The 25,221-nt window shown below is 39.3% G+C and carries 24 protein-coding genes; 6 read left to right on the forward strand and 18 right to left on the reverse strand.

Going from position 1 to position 25,221, the window contains the following annotated elements; all coding sequences use genetic code 11:
* Positions 1-67 precede the first annotated feature (67 nt).
* The gene (locus tag OWEHO_RS06860; RefSeq protein ID WP_014201745.1) at positions 68-1,555 is read left to right on the forward strand and encodes a polysaccharide biosynthesis C-terminal domain-containing protein; all 1,488 of its coding nucleotides are present in this window, start codon (positions 68-70) and stop codon (positions 1,553-1,555) included.
* 9 nt (positions 1,556-1,564) lie between these two features.
* Here the strand turns inward: OWEHO_RS06860 and OWEHO_RS06865 are convergent, their stop codons facing one another.
* Positions 1,565-2,671: a hypothetical protein gene (locus OWEHO_RS06865; RefSeq protein WP_143764539.1), complete on the reverse strand. Its 1,107-nt coding sequence runs from the start codon at positions 2,669-2,671 to the stop codon at positions 1,565-1,567.
* Positions 2,672-2,847: 176 nt separating this feature from the next.
* On the opposite strand from OWEHO_RS06865, the gene OWEHO_RS06870 reads away from it, so the two are divergent.
* Entirely contained in the window at positions 2,848-3,957 is a 1,110-nt protein-coding gene (locus OWEHO_RS06870) for a glycosyltransferase family protein (protein WP_041627482.1), read from the forward strand.
* Positions 3,958-3,986: 29 nt separating this feature from the next.
* Here the strand turns inward: OWEHO_RS06870 and OWEHO_RS06875 are convergent, their stop codons facing one another.
* From OWEHO_RS06875 to OWEHO_RS06905, 7 genes are read right to left on the reverse strand one after another with little or no spacing between them, the layout of a single operon-like run.
* Positions 3,987-4,634 (reverse strand): class I SAM-dependent methyltransferase, encoded by a 648-nt coding sequence (locus OWEHO_RS06875; RefSeq protein WP_014201748.1) that lies wholly within the window; start codon positions 4,632-4,634, stop codon positions 3,987-3,989.
* 1 nt (position 4,635) lies between these two features.
* A complete protein-coding gene (locus tag OWEHO_RS06880) occupies positions 4,636-5,718 on the reverse strand; it encodes a nucleotidyltransferase family protein (RefSeq protein ID WP_014201749.1) in 1,083 nt (360 codons plus the stop codon).
* Positions 5,718-6,449, reverse strand: coding sequence for a sulfotransferase domain-containing protein (locus tag OWEHO_RS06885; protein WP_014201750.1), 732 nt, complete (start codon positions 6,447-6,449; stop codon positions 5,718-5,720). Before OWEHO_RS06885 ends, OWEHO_RS06880 begins: the two co-directional genes overlap by 1 nt.
* A 1-nt stretch (position 6,450) precedes the next feature.
* A complete protein-coding gene (locus OWEHO_RS06890) occupies positions 6,451-7,611 on the reverse strand; it encodes a LegC family aminotransferase (protein ID WP_014201751.1) in 1,161 nt (386 codons plus the stop codon).
* The gene (locus OWEHO_RS06895; RefSeq protein ID WP_014201752.1) at positions 7,586-8,563 is read right to left on the reverse strand and encodes an NAD-dependent epimerase/dehydratase family protein; all 978 of its coding nucleotides are present in this window, start codon (positions 8,561-8,563) and stop codon (positions 7,586-7,588) included. The genes OWEHO_RS06890 and OWEHO_RS06895 overlap by 26 nt, the downstream gene beginning before the upstream one ends.
* Positions 8,563-9,624: a polysaccharide deacetylase family protein gene (locus tag OWEHO_RS06900; protein WP_014201753.1), complete on the reverse strand. Its 1,062-nt coding sequence runs from the start codon at positions 9,622-9,624 to the stop codon at positions 8,563-8,565. The genes OWEHO_RS06895 and OWEHO_RS06900 overlap by 1 nt, the downstream gene beginning before the upstream one ends.
* The gene (locus tag OWEHO_RS06905; protein ID WP_014201754.1) at positions 9,624-10,553 is read right to left on the reverse strand and encodes a sulfotransferase family protein; all 930 of its coding nucleotides are present in this window, start codon (positions 10,551-10,553) and stop codon (positions 9,624-9,626) included. Before OWEHO_RS06905 ends, OWEHO_RS06900 begins: the two co-directional genes overlap by 1 nt.
* A gap of 81 nt (positions 10,554-10,634) precedes the next feature.
* Between OWEHO_RS06905 and OWEHO_RS06910 the strand changes: the two genes are divergently transcribed.
* A complete protein-coding gene (locus tag OWEHO_RS06910; RefSeq protein ID WP_014201755.1) occupies positions 10,635-13,520 on the forward strand; it encodes a PKD domain-containing protein in 2,886 nt (961 codons plus the stop codon).
* On the opposite strand, the gene wecB is transcribed toward OWEHO_RS06910, so the two are convergent.
* The 4 genes from wecB to rpmH form a co-directional block, all read right to left on the reverse strand.
* Complete coding sequence (wecB, locus tag OWEHO_RS06915) at positions 13,517-14,572, reverse strand: non-hydrolyzing UDP-N-acetylglucosamine 2-epimerase (RefSeq protein ID WP_014201756.1); 1,056 nt, start codon at positions 14,570-14,572, stop codon at positions 13,517-13,519. The two genes, OWEHO_RS06910 and wecB, sit on opposite strands and share 4 nt — an antisense overlap.
* A gap of 153 nt (positions 14,573-14,725) precedes the next feature.
* Entirely contained in the window at positions 14,726-14,899 is a 174-nt protein-coding gene (locus OWEHO_RS18480) for a hypothetical protein (RefSeq protein WP_169312766.1), read from the reverse strand.
* A 71-nt stretch (positions 14,900-14,970) separates the two neighbouring features.
* Entirely contained in the window at positions 14,971-17,823 is a 2,853-nt protein-coding gene (gene carB, locus OWEHO_RS06925) for a carbamoyl-phosphate synthase large subunit (RefSeq protein WP_014201758.1), read from the reverse strand.
* Between the two features lie 109 nt (positions 17,824-17,932).
* Complete coding sequence (rpmH, locus tag OWEHO_RS18205) at positions 17,933-18,091, reverse strand: 50S ribosomal protein L34 (RefSeq protein WP_014201759.1); 159 nt, start codon at positions 18,089-18,091, stop codon at positions 17,933-17,935.
* Positions 18,092-18,181: 90 nt separating this feature from the next.
* On the opposite strand from rpmH, the gene OWEHO_RS06930 reads away from it, so the two are divergent.
* The 3 genes from OWEHO_RS06930 (at position 18,182) to OWEHO_RS18550 (ending at position 20,849) form a co-directional block, all read left to right on the forward strand.
* A complete protein-coding gene (locus OWEHO_RS06930) occupies positions 18,182-18,964 on the forward strand; it encodes an SDR family NAD(P)-dependent oxidoreductase (RefSeq protein ID WP_014201760.1) in 783 nt (260 codons plus the stop codon).
* Positions 18,965-19,253: 289 nt separating this feature from the next.
* Entirely contained in the window at positions 19,254-20,075 is an 822-nt protein-coding gene (locus OWEHO_RS06935; protein WP_014201761.1) for a 2OG-Fe(II) oxygenase, read from the forward strand.
* 18 nt (positions 20,076-20,093) lie between these two features.
* Positions 20,094-20,849: a hypothetical protein gene (locus tag OWEHO_RS18550; protein WP_014201762.1), complete on the forward strand. Its 756-nt coding sequence runs from the start codon at positions 20,094-20,096 to the stop codon at positions 20,847-20,849.
* 80 nt (positions 20,850-20,929) lie between these two features.
* Here OWEHO_RS18550 and OWEHO_RS06945 read toward each other — a convergent pair whose 3' ends face one another.
* From OWEHO_RS06945 to OWEHO_RS06970, 6 genes are read right to left on the reverse strand one after another with little or no spacing between them, the layout of a single operon-like run.
* Positions 20,930-21,592, reverse strand: coding sequence for a hypothetical protein (locus OWEHO_RS06945; protein ID WP_014201763.1), 663 nt, complete (start codon positions 21,590-21,592; stop codon positions 20,930-20,932).
* A 9-nt stretch (positions 21,593-21,601) separates the two neighbouring features.
* Positions 21,602-22,498 carry an SDR family oxidoreductase gene (locus OWEHO_RS06950; protein WP_014201764.1) on the reverse strand — a complete coding sequence of 299 codons (897 nt, stop codon included), beginning with the start codon at positions 22,496-22,498 and terminating at the stop codon, positions 21,602-21,604.
* A gap of 30 nt (positions 22,499-22,528) precedes the next feature.
* The gene (locus OWEHO_RS06955; RefSeq protein WP_014201765.1) at positions 22,529-22,693 is read right to left on the reverse strand and encodes a PspC domain-containing protein; all 165 of its coding nucleotides are present in this window, start codon (positions 22,691-22,693) and stop codon (positions 22,529-22,531) included.
* Positions 22,690-23,712 (reverse strand): potassium channel family protein, encoded by a 1,023-nt coding sequence (locus OWEHO_RS06960; RefSeq protein WP_014201766.1) that lies wholly within the window; start codon positions 23,710-23,712, stop codon positions 22,690-22,692. Before OWEHO_RS06960 ends, OWEHO_RS06955 begins: the two co-directional genes overlap by 4 nt.
* Before the next feature lie 12 nt (positions 23,713-23,724).
* Positions 23,725-23,952 carry a PspC domain-containing protein gene (locus tag OWEHO_RS06965; protein ID WP_014201767.1) on the reverse strand — a complete coding sequence of 76 codons (228 nt, stop codon included), beginning with the start codon at positions 23,950-23,952 and terminating at the stop codon, positions 23,725-23,727.
* Positions 23,952-25,217 carry a DUF2851 family protein gene (locus OWEHO_RS06970; protein ID WP_014201768.1) on the reverse strand — a complete coding sequence of 422 codons (1,266 nt, stop codon included), beginning with the start codon at positions 25,215-25,217 and terminating at the stop codon, positions 23,952-23,954. The genes OWEHO_RS06965 and OWEHO_RS06970 overlap by 1 nt, the downstream gene beginning before the upstream one ends.
* Between the last annotated feature and the right edge of the window lie 4 nt (positions 25,218-25,221).

The following is a 25,221-nucleotide window of genomic DNA, read 5'->3' on the forward strand; positions in this document are numbered from 1 at the left end:
TTTAATTGCAAATATGCTACTTCCAATTTGTCTTCGTTTAATTTAGCCTACTAAATCATACACTTCTTTGGGAACAATACGCAGACAGAGTATACAATCTACCCTTCTTTTTACAGCAGGTATTGGCCTAGCTTTCTTTTTACGGCTTGTAGTTTTCCCCAAGTACCTTACCACCGATGAGCTAGGTTTACTTACCGTACTTTTAGATTCCGCCAACCTTTTTGCTGCTTTCATACCACTAGGTGGCCAGCGTATACTAGTTCGTTACCTTCCTTATTTTGAACGTAAAACCAGGGGTTACGAATCTTTTCCCTCGGTTGTAATAGGACTTTCCGCAATTGGCTGCGTCATTTTCATGATGTTATTTGCTCTGTTTTATGACCCTATTCGTGACTATTACAGCCAAAAAGCTCCTCTATTAAGCAAAGTAGTTTTCCTTATTGTCCCCCTTACACTTTCGCGTGTAATGTATACTATGAGTGCGTTTTATGCTTTAAGCCAAAAACGGAATGTGTTCTCTAATTTTCTAAGTGAAATACTAATACGTATACTCACGGCTGGTATCGTAATGATTTATGCTCACAGTTTCTTTTCCGTTACGGGGCTATCTATTCTGTACGTAGGCATTTACTTTTTCACAGCTGCCTGGATGCTCAGCTATAGCTTAAAGAATAAGAAACTACGGTTTTCGGTATTTAAAAAACCAAATCTAAAAAGTGAAGTAAATCGACCGGTAGTCATTTATGGCTTGTTATCAGCTGTAACCACCGGTACCACAGTTATAACCAAAAATATTGACAGCATAATGATTACCTCGCTAGCTAGTTTATCATCAGCTGGTATTTATTCCATCCCCTTCTTTATAGGCATGCTCATTGAAGTTCCCAAAAGAGCCGTTAGTCAAATAACAGCTCCTTTTATTGCTGAATCATTAGCTACAAATGATACCGTAAAAATTAAATCACTTTACCAGAAAACTGCTTTAAACCAATTAATAATTGGATCCATCACCCTACTGTGCGTTTGGGTAAATATTGATTATGTGTTTGACATTATACCGAATGGAGAAACCTATGCCGCGGGAAAATATGTAGTGCTCATAATTGGCATTAGTAAAATAATAGATATGGCAACTGGATCAAATAGAGAGATTATTCAGAACTCTCCTTATTACAAAACCAATCTTTACCTAATGCTCTTTTTGGGGATAGCGACAATAGGCCTCAATATTTTGCTTATCCCCAAACTTGGAATTGAGGGCGCTGCTATTACTCAAGTGATTATTATTTTGATATTGAATGTGGTGAATTCTATCATCATAAAGCTGAAGTACCACATTATCCCCTTTACATTAAAAACACTCTATGTACCCGTGTTTATTACAGTGGTTTATATGCTGGTTAAAGTATTACCTACAACTGATTTTTCTGTTTTAAATATTTTGACAAACAGCGCTGTTGCTGTAATCACCTTTGCTGCACTATTGCTTATTAGTAAAACATCTGAAGATGTAAATATTCTATTTAAGCAGGTACTTGGGAGAATTATAAAGTAGAAAAGAAATCTACTTTAACTTTTTCATCTTGTTAATTTCTTCAACCACATACTGTGTCACCTTCGCTGGAGTATAATTTTCTATTACCCACTTTTTGCCATTCTCAGCTATCTGTTTTATTTGCTCGTGGCTTAGACTTTTAATGTACTCTGCACAAGCTTCAAAATCAAAATTCTTCACACCAATGTAGTGCACACCGTTTACCGGCATTACCGGAAGTACGGCACCCCATTCTTCAAAATCTAAATGGATTGGCACAGTATCCGCATATAGCGATTCCCAAAAACGCCAGCTGTCATACTGGTACATAAAGTAGTTTTTGGAATTAATCTTAATCCCTGATAGTAAAACCTGGTGCTTAAAAAGCTGCCTGAACGGTGGTCTCATTTTGTACTTTCGGATAGGCTTTAACATTACAAAACCACCAAAAACCGAAGTAAACAAAGCGCCATTTAGCCGCTCAAAATATTTAGGATTATGCCGCTGGGCCGTTTGGTACAAATAGCTTTTGTGAATATCCTTCACATTTTCTATCCTTTCAAAATCTGAAGTCTTCAGCTTTACCTCTGTAGAATCATCAATGAGATATTTATCTGCCAACAAAGGATGAAAATTAGCAATCACCAGCTTGCGCAGAGTGTGTCCTCCTCTAAAATTCACCAATACTTTATCCTCTTGTTTTGAAACTCGTGTTTCATCAATCGTGTCAATAATTCTATTACTGAGAGCAAACGGCCACGGCTTTACTTTTTCTGAATAGTTGTAATTGGAGTTATAATGCGCTTTAAAAATGAGGTCAAATTGCATAAACCTCTTTTCTGAACTACAGGTAAACATTCCATCACTAGTGTCAAGAAGAATATTAACTCGGGATTTATCAATCCTGATTTTTGCTTCTTCAAAACACTTACCCAAGTATATATTTACATCCGCCCGATATTTTTCTGGCGCTTTAGTAATTAAATATTCTTGATTTATAGGATCATACCAGTAATCAGTATTTCCGAAGTATTCAATCTTTTCCTTTTTCAAGCCTTCGGCCAGTACCACTATAGCATGATAATACCTAAAATTCAGAGGGTTTGGGTTATCAGGAATAAAAAAATGAATTCTCACCAAGGCTTTGTTTTAGTCATTATTGCTGGCTTATATACCGTGCTTTCCAAAAGCAAACGTTAGCATTACTTGCATGTGCAAAATGCTATATTTGGCAAATATAAGATTATGCGAAAGTCGGCTTTGAAGCGCATATTTGAAAGTCTAAAAATAAACCGAACATTCTATTTTACTCTATGAAAGTATTAATGTTTCACGGAAGAGCAGGTGGTCATAACATTCTTCCATTTCTTGAGTATTTCAACGCTTCTACGGAACACCAGCTCACATTTATTTATGCAAATGATCGCACCTACTTTCCCAAGCCCGATAACATAGAGTATCATAAGTTTTCGTTTTCTCCATTCAAGCTTGCTAAGCTTTCAAAAGTAATTGGTGCTGAGTATGACCTCATCTGGTATCATGGCGGCCATAGCGCGTTGATACTTTTCATCTTTTCACTTTTGCGAAATAAGAAGTCAAAATTCATCTTTAACGTATGGAATGAGTGGTTGATTCACAAAGCAAAAAAAGGTGGTATAAAAGGAAAAATGTTTCAATACGGGATAAGTCATGCTGACATCATACACTGTAACTGGCACGGCACGGCTCATGTTCTTAGAGAAACGGGGTGGAACGATAACATCCAAGTGTATTATTGGGGACTTCAAAAAGAGAATTTCACCAACCATACCGTAGCTGATGACGAAGAAACAAACCAGTTTATTGCCACTTTACCAGAAGACAAGGTGAAGTTTTTCTTTCCGAAAAGTATAAGCCCAAACAGCCGACACGATTTGGTGATAGAAGCTGCCGAAAAACTTGTGAAGGATGGGCTAACTAACTTTATTGTTTACCTATGGCTGGGTAACACCAATGAGGAAGATTTACTGGAAAAATACAGCACACAAATAAACAAATCAGGCTTGAGCGAATACGTGATTTTACAAAAACACGGTTTCCTCTCCTTTGGCGATATGCAAATGATTTGGAAAAAAATGGACGCAGGTCTTCAGATAGCGGCCAATGAGCAGCTTTCCACCACCTTTTTAGAGCCTCAATTTTATCAAAAAGAGATTGTAGTTACTGACATCCTCCCCTATAGAATGTATAATGAAAAGTTTGACCTCAACATTCCTTTGATACCTCTTGAAAGCGAAGCTGTATACAATGGAATGAAGAGTATCATTAATGGAAATACCACATCAAAAGAAGATCTATTAAAGCGATATCATGCGGTAAACGATAATTTCAACTTTAGTGGAAACATCAAGAAAATAATTGAGCGCTATCAAAAGCTTAGCTAAAGCAGCAAGATTGCGAAAGCGGCATTACATTATTTTGAAAAGGCCAGCATCGATTGATTGTCCTGATTGGGGTCTCCCGTATGATGACCAAAATCCGCCAATCGGCCAATAATATCAACCTTCAAATTGTATTTTGAGGATAGTGCTTTATAAAATTCCAAATCTTTGTGCATCACAGGAAAGCCTTGCCACTGGCCTTTCTTATTGCTGTCCAAATTCACATTTGCATAAAACTTACCGTCAGCAGCAAGGTTTTCGGCTACATATTGAATACATGAATCCACAATTTCATCAGTCATGTGAATCAATACCGAAAAGGCAAACATCACATCATAAGAGGTATTGAGTTTCAAGTCCTTAAAATCTGAAAAATGAATGAGATTCGGGTTTTTATTCATCACCCCTCGTTCTTTTGCTTCAGCAATTCCCTCGTCCAATACTTCTTTGCGTACCTCAAGCCCATAGTAATTTCCATTATCCAGAAATTTGATTAGTGGAATCCCTCCTCGCAAAGTGCCACAGCCAATATCCAGCAATTTACTATCCGGTTGTAAGTTTTGCTGCTTCAAAAAGTTAATCTGAAACTCCTGCTTCACCTTCCAATATTTAGGATTGCCAACAAGACGATGTCTCTTTTCTGCTTTACTTAAAAACAGGTTTTTTATGAATTGCTTCATGCTAATTGTCAAAAATATTTTCTTTCAAAATTTGTCGAGTACGATTGTATTCACTCCATACGCCAATGTCCATCCATGAGCCCTCGCTCACAGGGAAAACACCCACTTTACCACCTCTTTCCATTACCTTTTCCATCAGGTGAGTAATGTGAAAAAATTCATTTTCGGGGACTTCATTCAGCAATTCAGGCTCTAGAATATACATGCCCGAATTTACCTGAAAAGTCAGTTCTGGCTTTTCAGAAAGTGATGTAAGCAAGCCTTTCTCCTTGGTTTCCAAAATTCCATAAGGGATGGCATAATGCTTTAGTGCGGCCACTACGGTAAGGTCATTTTTCTCGCGCTTATGGTACTTATATATTTCTTCATAATCCTGCTCGATTATAATATCGCAGTTGGTCACAAAGAAAGTTTCCTTTAGTTGATTCTTTAATAAATGTAAGCTTCCAGCCGTGCCCAGAGGTTTGTCTTCCGTTACATAATCCAGGCTATAATCTTTTTCCACCTGATCAAAATAATGCTTGATCATGTCCCCTTTATAATTCACTGAGAGGTAGAATTTTTTTGAGCCCATCAATCGAAACTTATCAATAATAACTTCTACAATCGGTTTCTCTTCAATGGGCACTAGGGCTTTTGGTATTATGTTAGTAATAGGCTTTAGCCTTGTACCCTTACCTCCAGCCATTATTACTACCGGAACATCAAGATCACCTACAAAACGCTTGTAGGCTTCTCCAAAAATTTCATTCCAAAAATAAACTTGTACTACATCTTTGTTATCATTCAGCACGGGTAGCATTTCCATGCGGAATTTTAACATTCGCGCTTTTATCTCATCAAATGAATCACGCTCATGAGCCACTCTAATGTTTTCGCGAAGTATTTGCTCTACAGGCAACTCAAAAGATACATTCTTCAAAATAGCTCTTTGAATATCACCAATACTTAAAAGACTAAAAAATCGACCATCATGAGTTACCATGAGCAGTTTCTTCTTCAGTTCATCCATGCGTTTTATAGCTTCCAGTATACTGGCATCCTTGGCTATACTTAGCTGATTGATTACTTCCTCTTTATTCATTAGTACCAGTTCATTTTGCGATTAATCAATGCTTCCAGTTTGTCATTATACGGCTTGTAAAATGCCTCCAACTCACCCCTGAATTTGGGGTCGATAGGTTTATAATCATTGGCTCTAAATACTGGAAATTCTTTTGGAAGATGATCTTCAAGGCCTAAAAAACGTGTCACTTGTAGATATGCTTCTTGGGGCCTCTCATACATATCTTCACTTTTCACAATACAAAATTGCTCAAGCGGAAAATGCTCCAGCCAGCGCTGCATTGCAAAATAATATATGCTCTTATCTATTTGATAATAATCTCTATCCGGGCAGCCGTAAAAATACGTTCTTATATCGGGATATTGTTCCTTCCAACCTGGTACCCATTTGTAATTGTGGTAATAGTTTGAAATCAACCGATCTACAGGGTTTCTCAATAGAACCAATAACTTTACGTCAGGCAAATGTTTCTTTAATCGCTGTGCAACCTGAGTACGATACATGTACATGGGAGTTGCCTCACCTGTCACCTCACCGAGGCCTGTTTCAGGAAAACATGAAAAATACCAGTCCCAACCTCTATCGTAAAACTTATCTAAAAATCTAATTTCTTTAGTAGCGTATGAACTGTCATAATCCTCACCATTACCAAACGTATCCAACACTTTTGGGTGCTGGATTAAGTAATTATACATAGAGGTAGTTCCACATTTGGTCTCACCAATTAGAATAAAGTCAGGCTTGCCCATATTAGTTTTTTACGCTGCTTGGAATATTTACTAATCTATCCGCTAAATATCGGCTGTTGGTGATATCTCCCACTTGGCAATCCTTAAACCCTGGGAGTTCATTCATCAATATCCACGCAGGTCTGGTCATTACACTTTTGGAGTTTGTATACTTCAAAAACTCATCTCGAGTTTCTTTATCAGTCAATTCTATTGTATTCAACCAATAGTTTGATTTACCATGCTTAGGTTCACTAATAAACTTAATACCTTCAATATTCTGAAAGAAGTTTTCGTAAGCTTCGGCTGTTTCCCTTTTGTTTTCAAGTACAGAATCTAACTGCTCTAATTGAGCTACAAGCAAAGCGGCATTTATATTAGGCATACGATAATTGTAGCCTATTTCATCATGAAAAAACTCATAAGGGTGTGGAGTTTTTGCCACCGTAGAAAGGTGCTTAGCATGCTGCGCCAATTTCTTATCATTGGTTACAATCATACCACCACCACCACAGGTTATCGTTTTATTTCCATTAAAACTAAAAGCAGAAACTAGCCCCACATTACCTGTATGTTTGCCTTTGTAGAAGGTGCCAACAGACTCCGCTGCATCTTCCACCAAAGTGATATTACATTTATCGCATACTTTTTTGATTTCATCAAGCTTTACTGGATGACCAAAAGTATGCATAGGTAAACACGCTCCTATTCTTCGACCGGAAGTCTTGTTATAACATACACCATTCCGCATCTCAGCATTCTCCTCAAGAAATTTCTCTAGTGCATCCTCTGAGAGTCCTAGTGTTTCTCTATCCACATCCACAAAAACAGGGATAGCATCTAAATAACTAATAGCATTGCATGTAGCCACAAAGGTCAGTGGTTGGGTAATTACTTCTTCATTCTTTTGCACACCGGCTACTCTCAGTGCCAAATGCAAGGCGCTGGTTCCATTTACCACGGCCACAGCATATTTTGTACCTACTGCTTTCGCAAATTTTTCTTCCGCCTCAGTTACAAATTTCCCTACCGATGACACGAATGTAGAATCAATACACTCGTTCAGGTATTTCTTTTCGTTACCGTTAAAACTTGGTGCATGTAATGGAAGAAACTCTTCGGTATCGTACCACTCCTTTACGAAGTCTACTACCTTCTTAAATGTTTTTGTATTTCTGCTCATCGGGGTTGGACACGAATCCTTCTTTTATGGCTTTATACAGATTTTCAATTCCTTGGGGTACGGTAAGTGTTATTTCAAACCCAAGCTCTTTTTTGATTTTATCAAAATTCACACGGTAATCTCTAGGGTCTTCGTTCTTCTCTACGTACTTCACCTTTCCTTCTGGAATCACCTTTAATATTTCTTCTACTATCATTTGCTTCTGATAGTTTTCTTCGGTGTTTCCAACGTTAAATACATTGAATGAAACTTTTTCAGCCGGGACTTCAATGCACATCTTTACCGAACGAGCAAGGTCTCTTACATGGCAGTAAGGACGCCAAAACTGCTCTCCAAAAATCACTAGCTCTCTATCTAGAGCCACCTCTTTGGTAAACTCATTTACGGTAAGATCAAAGCGAACTCGTGGCGACAAACCATAAACCGTAGAAAACCTCAAACAAGTAGGTTTGGCTGAATTGGCTTGATCCTGACCTAGAAGGAATTTCTCAAAAGCCACTTTAGTTTCTGCGTAAAGCGAAACTGGAGCCAGTGTAGATTCTTCAGTAACGAACTGGCTTGGATCATCCATTTTACCATAATTACTACAAGTGCTCGCAAAAATAAATCGCTGCACTCCGGCTGCATTGGCTACTTCGTAAAGCATTTTTGCTCCTACCAAATTTGTTTCATTGGTAAGTTCAGGACTTTTTGCGCAAGCAGGGTCACCCACTATAGCTGCGAGGTGTGCCACTGCATAAACATCTTGTACAGCAAGTTCCACATCCTCCCGATTACGGATATCTCCTTTTACAAATTCAAAATTGGGATGTTCTAAAAGATCGATGATGGACTCACCACCGTACATCAAATTATCTATAACTCTTACCTGATGACCTTGCTCTAAAAGTATACGAACAAGCACGGAACCTATGTACCCCGCTCCACCAGTAACTAAAATCCTATTAGTCATTAAATTCTATTGTAATTAGTAAACTCTATGTCTTTATTATTTCTTGAAACCCATTCCAAAAAACTGTCGAGCTCCCGCTCGTTTGCAAATGTTTTTGGATGGCTTATCGCAACAGTTGGAAAAATGTCTTTCTCAAACGATTTTGCCCTCTTTACTGCACGTTTCGCAAAGTAAGTCATTTCTTCAAAGGAAGTGGCATCACCAAAGGTGAACATCTTTCTCTTTTCACTTAAAACCTCTGTAAGCTTGGCTAACCTTCCTTTTCCAGCTGTGGCCAAAGATGTACCCACACAGCCTTGAGGCTTCATTGCAATCCCCTTCTTTTTCTTTAGTCCAAGGAATTTTACCTTTTTTGAAAGCGGCATTTCTGTGGTGAAAATTGGAATCTCTTTGATTTTGCCATTCATTGAAATTGAATTCAAATCCTCATCAATTTTCCAATAGGCGTCATTTGGGCTATTCTTAAAATCATAAAATGTAAACTCGTCTTGAAATGACAAGCCCGATGCCACTGTGCTGTCTATGTCAAAACCATTTTCTTTCATGGCCTTCAATACATCTTTCTCAGGTTGCATACTCCAGGCTCCAGCTCTAAATATGTGACATTTGTAAGATTCCTTTACGGGAGTAATAATTTCTTCAAGGGTTTTCTTGCCTTTGGCAAATAAATTCTTCAAGCCCTTGGCAGGAAATTCCAGATCTTCATATTTCAGTTTACCAATTCGCCATAGATCATAGTTCAATGTCCAATTTTTTCCATCGAAAGAATAGTCTAACCATTGCGGGTGAAAATGCAGTTGAATATGATGCCCTCGCTTGGCTAAATCCTGTAGCTGAGCTTTGATCTGCCCTGCCCAGTCCTTCTTTAATTTCCCTGAAGCAAACTCTTGCTCAAAAGCCCAATATTCACACACATCTACAAAGAGAGTGAGGGTTGCTCCGTACTTTTCTAAAATGGAAGCCATTCGTTCGGTTGGCTCAATCATGCATTTTTCAACGCACCCGCTACCATTCCCAAAGATTTCATAATCGGTGGTAAATATCAATCCGGCCTTTGCCATTACTTCAACCTTTCTTTAAATGTTTTTCCCACAAAAAGCTGCTTGATAGCTTGTACTTTCATTTTCTGTACAAGTGATACTTTGGCCGTGACCTTGTCATAATCCATTTCATCAAAAAAGTCTTCCAAGCCATGCTGTAAAGTGGCTGCATCATTGATACTTAGCGAACTCCTCCACTTTCCGCTGTTTGACTTATCCAAAGGTTTGGATACATTATCCTTCCATTTCCGCTCATCGTCAGAAACCAAGTCATTGCCTTTTTTATAAAAATTAAGCATTTCCGGCTCATAGGTCAAATTTAAAACGGAGAGTAAGCCTGTTAATTCCCGTTTAGGATTTTCCAGTAAGTCTTCATATTTCAACTCATAAAAGCGATCTCCAAAAAGTTCTGGCCCTTCTTTTCTTACTTTTTTCAGATAATACTGATATTCCGCCATATGAAATTCCGGGCTCCTTTTGGCGCCCCATTCTGTTTTGAGCCTACTTGCTACTACATCTCTAGGATCACGCACAATATGAATCATATAGGCTTTTGGAACAAACTCCTTTATGTGGGAAAAATAACGGACATACTCCGTGTCTTTATCTCCAAGAAAGGTTATTGTGGAATCATTTTCCGGCTTCATTATTTCACAGAATGCCTGGTATAAATCTTCAATTGAAGCAAAGTCTTTGGAACAAAGCTCCGCTTGCTTTTTAAGTGATAATCGTTGTATAAATTTATCACTGGCCAGTGTACCACCTTTCACTATTTCTTTTGTCAATAAAAAAGGAACCACATATCGTTTGATAAAATGCGTTTCCACAGAAAAGTTGATTTCCGAATGTGAATGGAGCATACTCTGGAGCATTGTAGTGCCCGAGCGCCCTACTCCGGTAAGAAAAATTACACCTTGATTGGCCATGGCCACAAATATGAGAAATTCCATTCATCCTTTCTAACAATCAATTGCCACTTGAAGTCTCACTGTAAACCGTATTTTTGCCAATACCCAAAAAGTCCCCATATATTGAAAACTAGATTTACACTTCAACAAAAGGTTATTTTACTTCTATTTATTGGATTACTTGATTGTGGATTTATATGGGGGCAAAATTTCTCTAGGCTAAACGACCCAACCGTGACAGGTAAAACGGGTAGCTGGAGATCTACTGCTCTTATAGATTATGACAATAACCTCACTCTGGACATCTTTATGGGTGGAGGTTCATTAAATGCTAATGGACTATTGTATAATTCTGGGGACTCCACTTTTCTAGACTCTTCTTCTTTGGCAGTAATAACTCAATCTACAGTGTCGGGACAAAGTTTTTGGGCAGATATTGATAATGACTGTGATTTAGACGTCTTTTGGCCCGATGCCTATCCCGCAACCAATCCCTTCTTTCTCAATAATGGGTCTGCGGGCTTTTCACAGATGAACAATGTTGTCACTAGCTCTATAATCTATTCTGTTACCGCCTCTTGGCTAGATTACAACCAAGATGGAGATATAGACCTCTTTGTGCCCTCCTGGAATGGTGATACAAATTACCTTTATAGAAATGATGGTAACCTATCCTTTACAAGAATTGACACAGGAGAAATTGCAACTAGCATTGGTGCAATTTGGTCAAGTATATCCGCTGACTATGATAATGATGGAGACCCCGACATTTTTATGGCAAATAACGAAACCAACGGAAAGAATTTTCTTTTAAAAAACCATGGTGGAGGAGTCTTTAAAAATGATACTAGCTCAATTATCACAAAAGAGGGTGGGTCTTGCAATACAGCTTCTTGGGGTGATTTCAACAATGATGGTTGGATTGACCTTTTTGTAGGGAGATATCAACTAACTAACCTTTTATATAAGAACAATGGTGACGGAACTTTTACCAAAATAACTACCGGTCCGTTAGTAACATCCAACGCTAAAACTGGTGGTAGCGTATGGGCCGATTTAGATAATGATGGCTATCTGGATATGTACTTATCAATACCTGGATCTTCAGCAAACAATAACATTATTTATATGAATAATGGAAATGAAACCTTTAGTGATGTAACGTCTGGTCCCGTTTATGCAGAAACATATAGCACTGAAGGCTGTAATGTAGCCGACTTGAACAATGATGGTTTCTTAGACATTATCAACTCTAATCGATCATCATCACCCATTTCTATATTTCTCAACAACAGAAATTCAAACAACTTCTTAAAGCTTGCCCTTCATGGGAGCGCAAGCAACAGAGCCGCTATTGGATCTAGGATAGAAATCATTACGGCCAGCGGGAAGCAAATGCGATATATGGGTGCAGGTAGTGGAAGACGTTCTCAAGAACCTTTCGAAATCCACTTTGGGCTTGGGCAAGATACCGTGATTGATACCCTTAAAATATTTTGGCCTAGCAATAATGTTTGTACTCTAAGCAATGTACCAGTTAATGCCTTTTACAATATTGGTGAACTTACTTGCTCACTTGACTCTTTAGTTTCTCCAGATTATTCAGATTCCACCAGCTTTTTGACAGCTCATTTTAGCAATCTTTCGAACGGCTCCATAAGCAGCTATGAATGGAATTTTGGAGATGGTCAGACCAGTACTCAAACTAATCCTGTGCATCATTATTCGCAGGCCGGGAAATATGAGGTTACCTTAAAAGTATTTGACAATTTCTGTAAGTCCACTTTTATTACCGATTCTATAGAAATCTGCCCCGACACCGCCAAACTTGGTTTTTATACAAGTATGCAGGGAACAGCAGTTACTTTCAATGATACTTCCATTTCAAATGGCTATAGTTTTCAATGGGATTTTGGAGATGGTAACTCGGGCAATGGAAGTATTGCCAATCACACTTACACTGTGGCAGGTAATTACAATGTGTGTCTTTATGTTACCGATTCTTGCCGAATTGACACACTCTGTCAAACCATTACGGTTTGTAACGATACACTCACCGCAGCTTTTGGTCAAACCACTTCTGCTCTCAATGTCAGTTTTATCGATTCCTCGGTGAATGCAACAAGTATTATTTGGGACTTCGGTGATGGTAACACTGATACTGCTGCTAACCCCACTCATACCTATGCTGCACCTGGCTATTACACGGTTTGCCAAACGGTGATGGATATCTGTACCTCTACTACTACCTGCAAAACTATTGGAGTTTGCCTGGATACGGCTATTGCCAAATTTAGCTACAGCGACACTTTAAATACCATATGGCTCACTTCAAATGCTCAAAATGCAAACTCCATTCTTTGGGATTTTGGAGATGGCAACTTGAGCACAAACCCTAACCCTACCCATACCTATTTACAGTATGGAACCTATACAGTTTGCCTTATTGTAAGTAATGATTGCTATACTGATACCCTGTGTCAGAACATTACTATCTGCCCGGTAAAAGGTATTGCTGATTACACATACCAACATGTAGGGCAAAGCTTAGCCGTTCAGTTTCATGATAAATCTACAGACTCTCAATCCTATTTTTGGGATTTTGGTGATGGAAGTCTCAGTACCATGAAAAATCCGCTGATAGTATACTCCAGAGCGTGGGTATATAATGTTTGTTTAACTATTACCGACACTTGTGGAAAAGAAGATAAATATTGTGAAGAGATTAATATGATGCCCTTTAGTATTGGCGAACTAAGCTTACTTGAAAGCATCAAGGTTTTCCCTAATCCTGCTGATGATTTTTTACAAATAGAACTACCAGCAGAAATAAAGTCAGGAACTATCATCTCGCTTTATGACCTGAATGGCAAGTTACTTGTAGAAAGAGGAGTAACCGAAAATAAAGAGCAAGTAACTCTTGATTTGAGCTCACTTGCTAAGGGCGTATACTTATTAGATCTAAACCTTAACGGGGCTTCGCGACAAGTTAAAATTGTAAAAAACTAAACGGAATATAGGCGGAGGGAATCGATAATTTTCTCCGCTGTATCTCCTTCCCCGTAAGGGTTTGCCTTTATAGTAAATGGAGTCTCCGTAAAATATTGGAATGCCTCCAACACTTTATCCTCATCACTTCCACAAATTCGGTTTACACCCAAATCCACAAGTTCTGTCCACTCAGTTTCCTTGCGAAGTGTAATGCAAAATTTATTTAGGTAAAAAGCTTCTTTTTGCAGACCTCCGGAATCCGTGAGCACGAGCTTCGAATTTTGAATCAAAGGCAACATTTGTAAATATCCGACCGGGTCAATAACCTTCGCCTCAACAGGAATTTCAAGCTCCCTCAACTTTGCTTTAGTTCGCGGGTGCATTGGCCAAACAACAGGAAGTTGCTCATTAATTTTATTCACAGTGCTCAGGAGCCTTCTAAGAACAGTTTGATTATCCGTGTTTTCTGCACGGTGGAGCGTAAGCAAAGCATACGGTTGGCTTTCATTCTCGTAAGCGTTATTTGAAGCATAAAATTTCACTGCATCAAACATAATGTCCCCCACGTTTACTATTTCTCTCCCTTTTTCAAGTCCTTCCTTTTTCAGGTTATCAATAGCATTTTGAGAGGGAACAAACAAAACGTCACTCAACTGATCAGTCTCCACACGGTTGTGTTCTTCGGGCATTTCAAGGTTATAACTACGTAAACCAGCTTCCACATGGGCCAATTTTATTCCATGCTTTTTTGCGGCACGTGCTCCTGCCAAAGTTGAGTTGGTATCTCCATAAACTAGCACCCAATCTGGTTGCTCCTTCTGAATGACTCCATCAATAGCAGCTTGCATCTTCTCCAACATCTCACCTCTGTCCATACCATGAATTTCGAAATGATAAGAAGGTTTTGGAATTTTCATTTCCTCAAAGAAAACTTCACTCATGTTGGAATCATAGTGTTGGCCTGTATGCACAAGAATTTCTTCCCAATCTGTAAGTTCAGAAAGCTTTCGGCTAAAAGCAGCTGCCTTAATAAACTGAGGGCGCGCGCCAACTATGGTTACGATTTTCATTAAATAAAATCAGGGAGTTTTTGTAAGTGCACGAATATCGGAAAGATTGAACAAGTTCATCACCTCAAACATTTAAAAATAAAAAAGCAGCCAACAACTATAGCAATAAGCTATAGCATTTGGCTGCTTCATATTTATTAAGGAAATTTTGCCTTAATCCTTTACCTCTTCGTAGTCCACATATTCACCTATTTGGTGGTCATCCTTCTTCTTTTTATAAGGATTGAATGATATGGTCACTTTCCCTTCTTCATTTCTTCCGAAAGGGCTGTTGCCTTTTTTACCATTATTACCACCATTGGCATACCCTTGCTTAAAGGGTTTCACAAAAATGAACTTTACCAAAAAATAAATTAGGTAAAAGAAAAGAGCAAAAATTACAAATCTTACTAGTCCCACTACTTACTTAAATATAAATTACGCTCAGAGTATATCTTTTTAAATACCGGATCTCTCAAACTATCTATAAAGTAAATGGCTTCCCCAGTTGATTTCATTTCAGGCCCCAAGTTCTTATTCACATTAGGGAACTTATTGAATGAAAACACTGGTTGCTTTATAGCCCAACCTTTTCTCTTTGGGTTGAAGTCAAAGTCAGTTACTTTATTTTTTCCTAACATAACCTTGGTCGCATAGTTCACATAAGGCTCATCGTATGCTTTCGCAATAAATGGTACCGTACGGGATGCTCTTGGGTTTGCTTCAATGATGAATACTTTATCATCTTTTACTGCAAACTGAATATTGATCAAACCAACCGTTTTCAAAGCTTTCGCAATTTTCACAGTATGATCTTCAATTTGCTGCATCACCAAGTCACCAAGATTAAATGGAGGCAATGTGGCATTACTATCACCCGAGTGTACACCGCAAGGCTCAATGTGTTCCATTATCCCAATAATGTACACATTCTCACCATCGCAAATCGCATCGGCTTCAGCCTCAATGGCTCCGTCAAGATAATGGTCTAAAAGAACGCGGTTTCCTGGAATACTCTTAAATAGATTCACCACATGGTGTTCCAGTTCTTCGTGGTTGATAACAATCTTCATGCCCTGCCCACCAAGCACGTATGATGGTCTTACCAAAATTGGGAAGCCAAGTTCTTCCGCAAGAGTACGTGCTTCATCAGCATTGGTGATTACACCAAAGCGTGGGTAAGGAATATCATTTGCTTTCAGTAATTCTGAAAAACGACCTCTATCTTCCGCTAAGTCAAGCGATTGATAGTCGGTTCCGATAATTGGAATACCAAATCTATCTAGTTTTTCAGCCAACTTCAAGGCTGTTTGTCCACCCAACTGAACGATAACACCTTCTGGTTTTTCGTTCAAAATGATGTCATAAATATGTTCCCAGAAAACTGGCTCAAAGTACAATCTGTCAGCCGTGTCAAAATCTGTTGACACAGTTTCAGGGTTACAGTTTATCATGATAGTTTCATAACCGCACTCTTTGGCAGCAAGCACACCATGCACACAGCAGTAGTCAAACTCAATACCCTGACCGATACGGTTTGGCCCTGAACCTAACACAATAATTTTAGGCTTGTCAGAAGCTATCGCTTCGTTTTCAGTATAAACCTTGCCATTCTCGTCCTGTGTTTCATTCTCGAATGTAGAGTAGTAATATGGCGTTTGCGCTGGGAATTCTGCAGCACATGTATCTACAATTTTCCACACACGATTGATGCCCATTTCAATACGCTTATCATGCACTTCGCTTTCCAGCTTGCGTGTCATGTGAGCAATTTGACGGTCAGCAAAACCTTTAATTTTTGCATCCATCAATAGCTCACGAGGAAGATCGTCAAGTGTATATTTTTCAATTTCTTCCTGCAAGCGAACAAGCTCCTCAATTTGCTTAAGGAACCACATATCGATGCGGGTAATCTCTTGAATCTTTCTAAGTGGAATACCTAACTGGATGGCATCGTAAATTACGAATACGCGGTTCCAGCTGGCTTTTTCAAGCATTTCCAAAACATCATCCTGATCGGTATATCCTTTACCATCAGCACCAAGTCCGTTACGCTTAATCTCTAATGATTGTGCAGCTTTAGAAAGTGCTTCCTGGAAGGAACGACCAATTCCCATTACCTCTCCTACCGACTTCATTTGTAGTCCCAATCTACGATCAGCACCTTCAAATTTGTCAAAGTTCCAGCGTGGAATTTTTACGATTACATAATCCAAAGTTGGCTCAAAGTAAGCCGTAGTGGTTTTAGTAATCTGGTTCATCAATTCATCCAGGTGATATCCTATCGCCAATTTGGCAGCAATCTTTGCAATCGGGTATCCGGTAGCTTTACTTGCCAAGGCTGAAGAGCGCGACACACGAGGGTTAATCTCAATGGCTACGATGTCTTCTTTTTCATCATCGCTTACCGCGAATTGAACGTTACAACCTCCGGCAAATGTTCCGATAGAGCGCATCATGTGGATGGCCATATCACGCATTTTTTGGAAGGTAGTGTCCGAAAGTGTCATGGCTGGAGCCACAGTAATAGAGTCTCCGGTGTGGATTCCCATCGGATCCATGTTTTCAATAGAACAGATGATAATCACATTGTCATTGGCATCGCGAAGCAATTCCAACTCATATTCTTTCCAACCCAAAAGGGCTTTATCTATCATCACCTCATGGATAGGAGAAGCCTCCAGTCCGCGAGAAAGTGATGTTTCAAATTCTTCTTTAGTAAAAACGAAAGTTGCACCCGAACCACCCAAGGTAAATGAAGGACGAATACAAAGTGGGAAACCAAACTCTTGAGCAATCTCCTTTCCTTTGAGGTAAGAAGTAGCTGTTTTTTGAGGAGCCATTGGCACACCAATTTTCCCCATCAATTCTTTAAACTCCTCGCGATCTTCGGTGATATTAATGGCATCAATATCTACTCCGATGATGCGCACATTATTCTCTTCCCAAACTCCTGACTTGTCAGCCTCAATACATAAGTTTAGTGCCGTTTGCCCACCCATGGTAGGAAGTACCGCATCAATTTGTGGATGTTCAGCTAATATTTTTTCAATAGACTCTACTTCCAGCGGAAGCAAATAAACGTTATCCGCTACCACCTTATCGGTCATAATAGTAGCTGGATTGGAATTGATAAGAGTTACTTCAATACCCTCATCGCGTAGTGAGCGCGAAGCCTGAGAACCCGCATAATCAAACTCACAAGCTTGTCCGATTACGATGGGACCACTACCGATTATTAAAACTGATTTTATTGAATTATCCTTAGGCATAAATCGTGATTCTTTTAAATGTCAAGATTTGTAAAAATTTATTAACAAGGCAAAAAAAAGGTGTTACCAACGGCAACACCTTGAAGTATTATACTTTCAAAAGACAAAATTAGGCTTTATGATTACCTACATCAGAAACTGTTAGTCTCTTGCGACCTTTAGCTCTGCGCAATGCTAAAACCTTACGGCCGCTAGCTGATGACATTCTTTCACGGAAACCGTGTTTGTTTCTTCTCTTTCTGTTAGATGGTTGATAAGTCCTTTTCATCTTAATATATCTTTACTGTGCGTTTCCTATTTTCGGGCTGCAAATATAAGAGTATATTTAAAATTCACAACACTATAAAACAGATATTTTATGTCTTACTTCAAAGGTAAAACTATTTGGGTTACAGGAGCTTCCTCCGGAATAGGCGAAGCTACGGCAAAAGCACTTTCCAGCAAAGGATGTCAATTAATACTATCAGCGCGTAGGGCAAGCGAGCTCGAACGCGTAAAAAGCGAGTGTTCGAACCCGGATTCCATTCAAATTTTACCATTAGACTTATTAAATAATAAAGAAGCCCAACAATGGGTGGATACTGCATGGAAAGCTTTTGACGGAGTGGATATCCTTATAAATAATGGAGGCATTGGTCAATTTGGCTCGGTGATAGAAACCAGTGACGAGGTAGAACGCAAAGTTTTTGAGACTAATTATTTTGGACACGTGGCTATCACCAAGGCTATTTTACCAAAAATGCTTAAAGCCAACAAAGGGCAAATTCTTACTATCAGCTCTATTGCCGGAAAATTTGGGCAAGCCAACCTTGCGGCCTACTCTGCCAGTAAAGCTGCTGTAAACCTTTATTACGAAAGCTTAAAAGAGGAACTTCACAATACTCCTATAAAAATACAAGTAGTGAGTCCTGGTTTTATAAAAACTAATGTGACCATAAATTCCCTAAAACCCGATGGCAGCAAAATGGAGAAGAATAGCCCTGCTCAAGAAAATGGAATGCCAACAGATGTTTTCGCTAAAAAACTGCTGAAGGTTTTACCAAAGGATTCGTTTCACAGCTATATAGGTAATAAGGAATTATTGGCGGTGCCTTTGCACACTTTCGTGCCTGGCTTGCTTTATAAGATGTTGAGGAAGTAAGGATTATTTGGGATTGACGATTTGGGATTGACGATTTTGAAAGCCAATGTCATCCAAAACCCCGGCTTCGATACACCGCTCCCCAGAAAGCCTTCGGGGGTCGCGCCACTCAGCCTGACATTATATCACCGAAATGTCACCCTGAGTTTTTCATTATGTCAGAGCAATAATGAAAAGTATCGAAGGGTTTTATTTTGAAAAACATTAATCACGGCCCAAATCTTGCTTCTTTCTATTCGTATTAATTCTAAATAAGCTTAGATTTGAGGCTTGTAACGAAATGAAAACGATGGACATAAAATACATCAACCCTGAATATACTTCCGAAGATGGAAGAGCCAAGCTAAAGGAGCAATATGAAAATGGAACTCCTTGTAAGCATTTGGTTCTCGATAATTTTTTATCACAAGACCTTGCGGAGAAACTCCATGCCAATTTTCCTTCTTTAGACTCGCTAAACGTAAAGCGTAAAAGCCTGAACGAAGATAAATCTGAAGATTACCACTTTGAACGCTGGGATTCTTCCTTTAGCGAATTACGCGAAGTAGTAGGTAGCGAAGATTTTTACAAATGGCTACGCGAGCTCACAGGAATTGAAGGACTCATCACCACCCGTGACTCTTTGGGTAGTGGTGTGCACCAAGGTGGAAACAACAGCTATGTGGATGTGCATGTAGATGTAAACATGAACCCTGAGGCCGGACTATGGCGTAGAGTAAACCTATTAATTTACCTAAACAAAAACTGGCAGGAAGAATGGGGCGGGCACCTGGAGCTGTGGGATAAGGAAATGAAAACCATGCACCACAAGATTGCTCCAAAACTAAACAGAGCCATCATTTTTTATACAGATGACAATTCTCCTCATGGGGTTACTAAAGTGAATTGCCCGGATGGTGAATCCAGAAAATCTTTTTACACCTATTTCTACACCGAAATTGGTGAAGGTTTTAAATACCGTGATTCTAAATTCCTTTCGCGCCCGGATGATAAACTGAGCAAAAAGGTAATGACCTCTACCAAGGAAAACATTAAAATAAAAGCTAAGCAGTTTTTGAAAGCCCTTGGTGTACGTTCTCTTGATTTTCAGGATAAGAATAAGAAGAAATAATAAGCTCAACACTCTCTATTGCCTTCAACTGGAATACATTCCATTTCTCCTGCAGAGCATTACTACCTTTCTAATTTAATTGCAGGTAGTGAAGCTGAGATGCTGAAACTTACACTCCAAGATCTTTGCTTAAGGCAAATTCTCAATATATCCAGGAGATCAATAGTTATTGATCTCCGCCTTGGAAAACCTAGACCTCGAATTTTTATTGGCCGCGGGGAAAAATTCAGTGACTACGAAAACCCGAGCAATGCCGAAAACTTCTTTCTCAAGTTGTTTAAAGACAAAGAAGAGCTGAGATTTTTTGCTATCAGGCGGTATGTTAAAAATGAATTAGATAAATCCTCCTTTGACAAGTTGGTCAACAAAGACTTAAAAAAGAAAGGCCTTTGCTACTTCAAACTTATTCCTAGTGGAAAGGCGATCAAATACCGGAAGTTAATAGATTCCAAAATTGACGAATTAAATAGTCAAATTGATAATCTAATTCTAAACGATCACGAGAGCCTAAATAAAAAGATTGAAGGTTTAGCTTGTCATATTTTACACTTAGAAGAAGACAACTTAAAAAAGCTTGAAGCCAATTCCGAACTTCTACATCAAGTTTCCTTCTTACAAATTTCCAACACCCAGTTTAACTCCAATCTTTTCACATCTATCGGACTGTTTTCAACGATGGACTCAGGGAGCTTCGCAGACTTCTCTGGCTTCGATGGTTTTGGCGGATTTGGGGGTGGAGACTTTGGAGGTGGTGGTGCTATGGGAAGTTGGTAGACTGGTTAACGAAGGTTTATAACCAGATGGCACAGATTTAAAATCCGCGCAACTACCTAAGCTTGTGCTGCACTGAAATCTTAAGCAGCTATTTGATATATGTAGTAGAACACACTCAAGAGCAAAACCGAACATCCAATCAAAAACATCTGCTTTCCATGTTTACTATCGCTTTCTTTATAGGTATATACTTTAGCCCCGTTAGGTAGCACTTTCTTTTGGTTCCATAAAAAATAACCAATTGTCATTCCTAATAAACCACCCAGAAAGGCTGAAATGTAACCCACCACAATCCAAACCGTACTAGCCTTTTCCGGCTTAGCCAAATTTTCAATTCGATTCTTTCTCAAGTTTATTATATAATCATCACTAATTTCTTCACCTCTGGATACAAGCAGTTTTTTGGCCAAAACCATATCGAACTCACTCCATTCATCAGGTTTCTCTAAAATCTCTAGAAGTTCAATATTTGTAAATTCATACAGGTAGTGATTCTCGTCTATACCCTCTAAATTCACATCCGCCTCCTTTTCTAACAGAAGACGCGCTCTATCAAAATCATTAGATGATATTCTTAGTTCATACTGATTTTGAATAGTATCTCCTGAAAAGCTGAGATCTACATTTGGTGCAGATAAAGTCAGTTGAATCTCGATATCATTTCTTTTCAAAAGCGAAGCCACTTCCTTAGCCTCTTCTTCAGAAGTAAACCGTTTGAAAACTAAAGAATTAGTTGAGATCATAACAAACCGCTACTTCATCTGCTCATCAAGCACCGCCAAACCTTCCATAAAAGAATGCGGCTTGTAGCCTAGCTCACGAATGGCTTTATCCAAAATAAAACCTGTTTTTGGTGGACGCTTTGCCGGTTGGCTTAGGGTAGTAGAACTTACTGGGTTAATCAGATCTTTATCCAGCTTCCAGAAATCTGCTACTTGCTGCACTATTTCTAAAACACTCAATTGATCTTTTCCTGAGATATTATAAATGCCTTTGGCTTTTTGCTTAGCGGCTAAAATGCAACCATCAGCCAAATCTTCAGCTAAGGTTGGTGAGCGAAATTGATCATCCACTACATTTATTTGTTGGCCTTTTTGCAACGCTCCTTTTGCCCAAAGTGCAATATTGGAACGGCTCATATCTTCGGCAATACCGTAAACCAACACAGTGCGTAGTATGGCAGCATTCTGGCCACTTTCCAAAACGATCTCTTCAGCCTTAAGCTTTGACTCTCCGTAATAACTGATTGGGTTTGGTTTGGCTTCTTCATCGTAAGGACCGTCCTTACCATCAAAAATGAAATCTGTGGAAAGGTGCACCAAGTGAGCATTATTTGCCTTGCAGGCATCCACAATGTATTGTGTAGCATCTACATTCAGTTTATCACAACCTTCTTTATCAGCTTCGCAGGCATCCACGTTGGTCATAGCTGCGGTGTGAATTACAGAATCTGGTTTGTACTTGACAATGGTTTCGGCTACAGCCTTTTCATCGGTAATATCCAATGAATGGTATTTGTAACCTTCTTTGTTTGAAAGACGATTTTCGCCACGAGCTGTGGCTATCAATTCTACTTCAGAATCTTTGGAAAGCTTGTGAACGAGTTTTTGTCCCAACAGACCATTGGAACCAGTAGTAAGTATCTTCATGACGGTAAATTCGAGTTTGTGAAAAGTGGTTTAATAGTTAGCAGGCTTAACCAAAGCCAGGATTAAGTAAATCAAAATAGGCGAGCCAATTCCCACAACAGTGGCAATTACAAAAATGATACGAAGCATGCTCACTTCAATATCAAAACGGTCGCTTAGCCAAGCACATACGCCAAGTATTTTCTTTTCATTCATGAGTTAAGGATTTTGTAAAGGTGTTTTATTTCTTCGGGTTTACCCAACACAAATAATCGTGAATTTGGAGTGATTTCAGTTGTTGCCCCCGGGTTTATAATGTATTCCCCTTCTGGTGTTTTTAGCCCAATGATATTACAGCCCGTTTGCTGACGAAGTGCCAAATCCTTTATCTGCATGCTATCCAGTCGGTCAGTGAGTTGGCTCACTTCTACTTCTTCCAAATTAATGGCCGAGCTTCCATCAATAGAAAGGTATTCTAGAAACTCAACAATATTGGGCGACATTACCAAGGTAGCCATGTGTCCACCTCCCACACCTTCGGGCATTATAACATAGTTGGCCCCTACGGCTTTTAGCTTTTTATCAGCACTTTCGGTTGCTGCTCTACTTATAATCGACATGTTCCTGTTTAAATCTCGTGCCGTGATTACCACATATAGATTGTCAGCATCCTTACTCAAAGTGCTTAATAAAGACTTTGCTTTGCCAATTCCAGCCTTTATCAAAATATCTTCTTGGGTAGCATCCCCCACCAAATACATTGTCTTGGAATTTACGAGATACCGATTGATGATTTGCTCATCGTTTTCAATCACCACAAACTCCTGACCATAGGCCTCAAGCTTGCGAGCAGCCCTACGCCCATTTCGGCCAAAGCCGCACACTACCACGTGCTGTTCTAATTTATCTATTTTCTTTTCCAATTTATATACTTTGAAATAGCTACCCAGCTCGCCACTTAAGATAGAACGTGTCACGGTGCTGATGGCATAAGCGAAAATACCAAAACTGCTAATAATCAAAAGTGCTGTAAATACTTGACCTTCCTCTGACAAAGGCCTCACCTCTTTGAATCCAACGGTACTCAATGTAATTACCGTCATGTAAAAAGATTCGAGAAGAGTATAATCCTCTATAAGCCGATAACCCACCACACCCACGGTAAGTATACCAAGCAATGCCGCTAAGGCAAAATATAAATTTCTGAATATGGTGAATCTTGAGAATAAACTCATAGACCTGAGGTGCTAAAGGTCTAAAACAGAATGGCGGGAATCACGGGTATAATCCTTCAGTTTAATCCAAAAAGCTAAGATTAAATAGATGATAAGTGGTGAACCGAAGGCCAAAAATGAAGTGTAAATAAAATACATGCGAACCACTCCCGGGGCAATTCCCATACGCTCCCCCATTCGTGAACATACTTCAAAACCTCTACGCTCGCAGTAATCCCTTATTTCATTTATATCTATCATCAGCGAATCAAATGTATTCCAATGCTGCAATTTAAACATTTTTTCAAGCTGCAATAGTGCTGATTTAGTTGAATGGCCGCTTGTGAGCGAAAAGCGGTTTCCATTTCCAGACCAAGGTTTTTATAGATTCTCGTAATCTTATTGTCTTCACCTCCCATTTGGTCAAGTAAATCCATTGCGCGCTGGCAGTAGAAATTCTCCTCTTTCATTTTGCCATAAATAAATAGAAAGGGAACCACAACATTTATAACTAAAGTCTCCTGAAAGGCTTTCCCCATGCCCGCTTTGGTACGATTGTGTTCGCTACCAAAGCGATAATGCTCGCGCCAATAAATAGATGGTGAATCACTGAGTAGTTGTTCTAAAACCTTTAGGCTCCCAATGCCTAATACTTTTGAAAACAAGTTTTCACTACGGTGAATGAGCGCGGCAAACTGGCCAATTCGAACCGTGGGAAAAGATGGTGGACGAAGCCGAGCAAACTTCCAAATGGAAACATCCATCTCTTCTAAACCATATTTTGATTTCAAAAACTGAAATTCCTTGTTCAGCTCCTTGGCGTAATCTTCTTCAGAATCATTAAGCATACCAGCGGTTCCAAATAGCAAAGCTTCAAGCTGAAAAAGGTGATCTTTATGCTTTGCCAAAATACTTTGAGGAAGCGCTCGAGCAAGCATCAACATCGGTTCGGCATTTACTTTAAGCCCAAAACCACGGGCCATCCATTGGTAAAATGTTTCATTCCAGTTGCGATTGTTCTGCTCCCATAAATCCTGAATAGCATTTGCCTTCATTTCCAAACGCTCCACCAAAGCACGCTCCAGCATACTTTCCTTTATCATATCATCTACAGCAGGAAACTGTGCCGCACATGGAATCACCTCCTGTCCCTGCACTAAGCGCTCATAATTCCAATAAAGTTGTTCGTCAAAAAGCCCTTTTAAAACTAAAGTGGGAATAGGCTGCCAGTTTTTATCAAGCACAGGTTTATCATCTTCATACACCACATGAAGGATTACATTGTCATAAGCATTATCGCCAGTGTGGCCGTGCTTATTCCAGTCAGAAGAGGATACATGAATTTCCACATTTCCCGCCCACAGCTGTTCACCAATTTGAATTTTGGCTTCGCTAAAATCAGGTCCCGAATCGTGATTGTGAATTCCCGTTTGGATTATAGATACCGGCTCACCGTTTTCCGTATTCAGCGCAAGCTGCTGAAACTTGCGAAAGCGCCATAGGTAGTGTAGAAATTCTTCGGTCATGTTG

The organism is Owenweeksia hongkongensis DSM 17368, from assembly GCF_000236705.1.
GTDB lineage: Bacteria > Bacteroidota > Bacteroidia > Flavobacteriales > Schleiferiaceae > Owenweeksia > Owenweeksia hongkongensis.